Annotated in this window: 5 protein-coding genes and 1 pseudogene; 1 reads left to right on the top strand and 5 read right to left on the bottom strand. The window is 64.5% G+C overall.

The genetic code is table 11. From position 1 onward, the window contains the following. Window positions 1–129, top strand: a pseudogene (locus tag V7E26_RS28680) (type I pantothenate kinase); the annotation flags it as partial. Window positions 130–184: 55 nt separating this feature from the next. Here V7E26_RS28680 and V7E26_RS28675 read toward each other — a convergent pair. From V7E26_RS28675 to napA, 5 genes are all read right to left on the bottom strand, one after another. Further along, a complete protein-coding gene (locus tag V7E26_RS28675) occupies window positions 185–2,410 on the bottom strand; it encodes a PAS domain-containing hybrid sensor histidine kinase/response regulator (RefSeq protein WP_324422760.1) in 2,226 nt (741 codons plus the stop codon). A 142-nt stretch (window positions 2,411–2,552) separates the two neighbouring features. Beyond that, the gene (locus tag V7E26_RS28670) at window positions 2,553–3,020 is read right to left on the bottom strand and encodes a hypothetical protein (RefSeq protein WP_324422759.1); all 468 of its coding nucleotides are present in this window, start codon (window positions 3,018–3,020) and stop codon (window positions 2,553–2,555) included. A 225-nt stretch (window positions 3,021–3,245) separates the two neighbouring features. Continuing rightward, complete coding sequence (locus V7E26_RS28665) at window positions 3,246–3,938, bottom strand: cytochrome c3 family protein (RefSeq protein ID WP_324422758.1); 693 nt, start codon at window positions 3,936–3,938, stop codon at window positions 3,246–3,248. Window positions 3,939–3,947: 9 nt separating this feature from the next. Further along, window positions 3,948–4,445, bottom strand: coding sequence for a nitrate reductase cytochrome c-type subunit (locus V7E26_RS28660; RefSeq protein WP_324422757.1), 498 nt, complete (start codon window positions 4,443–4,445; stop codon window positions 3,948–3,950). Continuing rightward, window positions 4,418–6,288: periplasmic nitrate reductase subunit alpha (napA, locus tag V7E26_RS28655; RefSeq protein WP_324422756.1), on the bottom strand; the 1,871-nt coding region annotated here is incomplete at its 5' end. The genes napA and V7E26_RS28660, both read right to left, overlap by 28 nt.

The raw sequence follows: 6,288 nt of genomic DNA, 5'->3' as shown, positions 1-6,288 counted from the left end.
GCGATCTGGGAGCGCACCAACCTCGCCAATCTCGAGGACAATATTCTGCCGACCCGGCCGCGGGCGACGCTGATCCTGAAAAAACGCGCCGACCATCTCGTCGAGACGGTGGCGCTGCGGCGGTTGTAATTGGCGTCGCCCCTGCGTTTGCGTTCGCGGGGACGACGTCGAAAATCGTTCTATCTCACGCCGCGATGTGCCGTGATGCGATCAGGCCCATCAGTGCGTCGGCGAGTTTGTCGCGGTCGAGCGGCTTGATCAGAAATCCATCCATGCCGGCTTCGAAGCAGGCGTAGCGGTCCTCGACCAAGGTGTTGGCGGTGAGCGCGAGGATCGGCGTGCGGTTGCCCGGCTCGCCGGCCTCGAGGGTACGCATCCGCTGGGTGGTTTCGATGCCGTTGAGCAGCGGCATCTGGATGTCCATCAGGACGAGATCATAGGGCGTGCCGGCGGATTTCGCCGCCAGCCAGGACTCCAGCGCTTCTTCGCCGTTGGTGGTGATGACGCTGTTGTGGCTGAGACGACCGAGCAGCGAGCGGATCAGCAGCGCGTTGATTTGATTGTCCTCCGCGACCAGGATCGACAGGCCCTTTGTCGCCGGCGTCGCGTCGGCGTCGATCGCCGGCTCCAGGCTCGGAGCGGACACTTCCGGCGCGGCCATCAGGCGTGCGGCGAGCGAAGCCGCGCGCAGCGGCTTGACCAGATAGCCGGTGAGGGCCGAACTGGCGGCGGGCTGCATTTCCTGCCGCGTCGCCGGCGTGAACATCACGATGCGCTGCGGGGCATGCAGCCGGGCGGCATCGGCGAGCCGTTCGACGCCGGCGCGCCCGAGCGCATGATCGATCAGCACGGTATGCCAGGAACGTTCGGGCATCAGGGCTTCCGCGACATCGGCGTCGGATACTGTGCAGGTCTGTCCACCCCAGCGCTCCAGCCGCCGCACGGTCAGCGAGGCCTCGATGCTCTGCGGCGAGACCAGCATGATCGACTGTCCCGACAGATCAGGCGCCGCGAACGGGGCCTGCCTGCTCTCGGCCGCCGCGAGCGGAATCGAAACTTCGAACGTCGAGCCGACATCCGGCTCGCTCTCCAGCGTGATGCGCCCGCCCATGCGCTTGACGATGCGGTCGGAGATGCTGAGCCCGAGCCCGGTGCCGCCATAGCTGCGGGCGATCCTGTCATCGGCCTGCTCGAATTCGCGGAAGATGCGCTCGCGCGCCTCGGGCGCGATCCCGATGCCGGTGTCGCGCACCAGGAAACTGACTTCATTGGGCCAGATGCCGGGCTCGACGATCAAGGCGACGCCGCCGGTCGAGGTGAACTTGATGGCATTGCCGGCGAGATTGAGCAGCACCTGGCGCAGCCGCGCGGCGTCGCCGATCACCTCGCGCGGCAGCCGGTCGTCGACATAAGCCGCGATCTCGATCTTCTTGGCCTCGGCGCGGGGCGCCAGCAGTTCGGTGATGTCCTCGATCATCCCCGACAGCGCGAACGAGCGATGTTCGAGGTCGATCTTGCCGGCCTCGATCTTGGAATAGTCCAGGAGCTCCTCGATCAGCGCGAGCAGAGCGTCGCCGGAGGTCTTCACCGCCTTGACATAGGTCGTCTGTTCCGGCGTCAGCGGCGTATCCATCAACAAGGTGCTCATGCCGATGATGCCGTTGAGCGGGGTGCGGATCTCGTGGCTTGCCATGGCCAGGAAGCGCGACTTGGCGCGGCTCGCCGCATCGGCCTGGTCGCGGGCTTCGGTGAGCGCGCGTTCGCTTTCGGTGCGATCGGTGACGTCGCGGCCGACGCTTTGCATTTCGGCCGGTTCTCCGGCGTCATTGCGGACGAGACCCTCGCGCCAGGCGATCCAGCGCGCCCCCAACGGCCCCTCGATCTGCTGGTCGTGAACGCGGGTGCCGTTCGGCTCGAGCGCGGTGTCGCCCTGTTCGAGCACGCGCAAGGCGAAGCGGCTGCCGATCAACTGCTCGCGAGGCATTTGCGCGAGGGTGCAATAGGCGTCGTTAACGAAGGTGATGCGGCCTTCGGCGTCGCGCAGCACGATCAGATCGCCTTGCGATTCGAACAGGCGAAGGGCGCGCTGTTCGGCTTCCTGCAACTCCCAGTTCCGGTCGGCCAGCGCCTCATTGTGCAGGGCGACCATGCGCATCTTCTTGCGCAGCAGGCGGAAACGGAAGCTGAAAGCGGCGAGCGCGACGCAGGCGATTGCAAACAGGAAAGCAACGCCGATCGCAAAAGCGTGCGGATCGTAACCGGAATTTTCCGCCTTGCTTCCGGCAATGAATCCGTAGGCGGCGCCGAACACGATCATGAAGATCATGAAGGAGCGGACTATGAAGGTGAGCCACGGATGACGGCGGCTGAAACGGCGAAGGCGGAGTTTGATCCGAAAAGTTCGCTCCATCGCCAATACCCTGAGCTTGCTGCCTGAATTGACCCGGCTTGCTGCGCCGTCTCTCTTGGGGAGACGATGCGTTGCCGACGTTGCAAAGTGCTTGAGGCTCGTCGCACGCCACCGATGCGATGAGAAGAGGGTGAATGAAGCGTTAAAGCGCGGCCGCCTGGACGCGGTGTCGCTGGCCGCGGGCGCCGACGATCAGGGCAGCGGCATCGAGCAGCGAAAAGCTCTTCGAGGCGACGAAGATGCGGTAGTCGGCCGGCCCGTCCCGCGACAAATAAATGAGGGGATCGGCGGCCGAAGGCCGGCGCGAGATCGCGATCAGCCGCGGTGGGGCGCTGCCTTCGCAGGCGCCGCCCTCGGCCGCATCGATGTCGTCGATCACGGTGAAGTCGGCGGCTTCCGGATTGTCGGAAGCTTGAACCCGTACCGTCGCCTCCGAAGGATCGCTGGTGAAGCCGACGTGCTGATCGGCCTGCCAGGAGAGGGTGGTGATCTCGACGGTGGTGCCGGCGATTTCGATGCAGCGCCGCGGGCCGCCCCATAAATCGCCCCGCGCGAACAAAGCGACAATTACCAACGGCAACACGGAGGCCAGGATCTTCAAACGCAACATGATACGCCACTCGCCAGACATAAGCCGCGACACGAGGCTTATGGTTGGCAGAGAGTGAAGGAAACTAGTTACCGGATGGTTGACGGCGGTTGCTGCCGTACAATTTGACATCCTGATCGCGAGCGGGATGTGCGGGGGCACTTGCTCTGCGTCGGCCCGGGGACAGATGGATTGCTTCGCGGTGCTCGCAATGACGTGAAATCAGTTTCGCGATTTCGCGAACGGTTAGCGATCGCCGGCCGTGCCGGCGAGGTAACGCGCCAGTTCGGCGCGCGGGTCGTCGCGGGTGCTCTGGCGCTGGCGGAGTTCGGGCGGCTCCCGCCAGCCCGGCTCGACGCCGGTCATGTCGGGCAGCTCATGGGCGATGCCCTTGTGGCAGTCGATGCAGGTCTTCTCGCCCGAGACGAGAAACTTGCCGTGGATTTCCGAGGCGCGGCGGGTTTGCTTGGTGAAATCCATCGCGACGGCGGAATGACAATTGCGGCACTCCAGGGAATCGTTGGCCTTCAGCCGCGCCCATTCGTGCTTGGCAAGCTCGAGCCGGTGATTCTGGAATTTCTGCCTGGTATCGATCGTGCCGAAGATCTTGCCCCAGACTTCCTTCGACGCCTGCATCTTGCGCGCGATCTTGTCGGTCCAGTTATGCGGGACGTGGCAGTCCGGACAGCTGGCGCGGACGCCGGAACGGTTGGAGAAGTGCGGCGTGCGTTGCAGCTCCTCGAAGACGTTGTTGCGCATTTCGTGACAGGAGGTACAGAACTGCTCGGTGTTGGTGATTTCGAGCGCCGTGTTGAACGCGCCCCAGAACAGCACGCCGCAGATGAATCCCCCGAGCGCAAGCACGCCCAGGCTCAGATGCGCGCTTGGACGGCTGGCGATGCGCCAGAACCAGATCAGCAGTTCCTTGAGCCGCTTCATCGCCGCATCTCACTTCTTCTCCGGACCGACGAGAAGCATGTCCTTGAACGTGCTCGGCACCAGCGGCTGCGCGTCGGTCTGCTGGACGTGGCAGGCGGTGCAGAAATAGCGCCGCGGCGTGACGTCGGCGAGCACCTGGCCGTCGCGGTCCATGAAGTGGGTAATGCTGATCATCGGCGCGCCCGAACCTTCGGTGAACTGCCGGCGGTGGCAGTCGAGGCAGCGGTTGGTCTTGAGCGTAAGCTGATAATTGTCGATCGAGTGCGGGATGATCGGCGGCTGCTCCGGATAGTTGCGCATCAGCCGCTTGTCGTCGATGACCGGCCGCGCCAGAGGGGGCGTCGGCACATCGCCCATCGGTGACGCGGCGCCGGTGACGCGCGGCACGATCTGCGGCGCGTTCTGCGCGTAGATCGCGCCGCAGGCGAACACCAGCATGCCGCCGAGCAGCGCGCCTGCCAGCGGCGTTCTGAGCCTCTTCAGGCCGGGATGATCTTGACCGCGCATTTCTTGTAATCCGTCTGCTTGGAAATGGGATCGGTGGCGTCCAGCGTCACCTTGTTGATGAGCTGGCTGGCGTCGAACCACGGCACGAACACCACGCCGCGCGGCATTCGGTTGCGGCCCTTGGTATCGACGCGGCTCCTGATTTCGCCGCGCCGGGAAACCACCCGCACCTCGGAGCCCTCGTTGAGGCCCCTGGCGCGCGCGTCTTCCGCATGCATGAAGACGCGCGCGCCGGGAAACGCCTTGTAGAGCTCGGGCACACGCATCGTCATCGATCCCGAGTGCCAATGCTCGAGCACGCGGCCGGTGACGAGCCAGACGTCGTATTCCTTGTCGGGCGATTCGGCCGGCGGCTCGTAGGGCACCGCGATGATCCGCGCCTTGCCGTCCTTGTTGCCGTAGAACTCGACGCCCTTGCCTGGTTTTACATAGGGGTCGAGGCCTTCGCGGTAGCGCCACCTGGTCTCCTTGCCGTTGACGACCGGCCAGCGCATGCCGCGCACCTCGTGGAGCTGGTCGTATGCGGCAAGGTCGTGGCCGTGGCCACGGCCGAATTCGGCGTATTCCTCGAACAGCCCCTTGTGGACATAGAACCCGAATGCCTTCGACTCGCGGTTCTCGTATTCGGCGGGAATCTCGGACACCGGAAACTTGTCGACCTTGCCGTTGCGGAACAGCACGTCGAACAAGGTCTTGCCGCGATAATTGGGATTCTCGGCCAGGATCTGCTCCGGCCACACCTCGTCGGTGGTGAAGCGCCTGGAGAACTCCATGATCTGCCAGAGGTCCGAGCGCGCCTCGCCGGGCGCGTTGACGAGCTGCCGCCACACATGGGTGCGGCGCTCGGCATTGCCGTAGGCGCCTTCCTTCTCCACCCACATCGCCGCCGGCAGTATGAGGTCGGCTGACAGCGCGGTGACGGTCGGATAGGCGTCGGACACCACGATGAAATTGTCCGGATTGCGATAGCCCGGATAGGTCTCGCGCGAACTGTTCGGCGCGGCCTGCACGTTGTTGTTCACCTGAACCCAGTAGAAGTTCAGCTTGCCGTCGCGCAGCATGCGATCCTGCTCGACGGCGTGGTAGCCCGGCTTGTCCGGAATGATGCCGTTCGGAACGCGCCAGATTTCTTCGGTATGCTTTCGGTGCTCCGGATTCATGACGACCATGTCGGCCGGCAGGCGGTGCGCGAAGGTGCCGACTTCGCGCGCGGTACCGCAGGCGGAGGGCTGGCCGGTCAGCGAGAACGGCGAATTGCCTGGCTCGGAGATCTTTCCGGTGAGGAGATGCAGGTTGTAGAGGAGCTGATTGGCCCAGACGCCGCGGACATGCTGGTTGAACCCCATGGTCCACAGCGACATCACCTTGCGCTTCGGATCGGCATAGAGCTCGGCGAGCTCCTGCAGGAAGCCGCGCTCGACGCCGGTCAGTTCGGATACTTTCTGGAGCGTGTAGTCCTTCACGAAGGCGGCATAGGCATCGAAGTCGATCGGCTGGGTCGCGCCGGCGTTTGCGGCGCCCTTGGCCTTGACCTCGAGCGGGTGATCAGGGCGCAAGCCGTAGCCGATGTCGACCGTGCCCTTCACGAAGGTGGTGTGGTTCTTGACGAACTCCTGGTTGACCCGCCCCGTCGTGATGATGTGGTTGGCGATGTAGTTCAGGATCGCCAGATCAGTACCCGGCTTGAACACGATCGGGATGTCGGCGAGGTCGGAGCTGCGGTTGGTGAAGGTCGAGAGCACCGCGACCTTGACATGCGGCTGGCTCAATCGACGGTCGGTGAGGCGCGTCCACAGGATCGGATGCATCTCCGCCATGTTGGAGCCCCACAGCACGAAGGCGT

It is taken from the genome of Bradyrhizobium sp. (assembly GCF_036735945.1).
GTDB lineage: Bacteria > Pseudomonadota > Alphaproteobacteria > Rhizobiales > Xanthobacteraceae > Bradyrhizobium.
The sequence above is the reverse complement of the archived record's forward strand: the minus strand, read 5'-3'. Positions and strand labels throughout refer to the sequence as shown.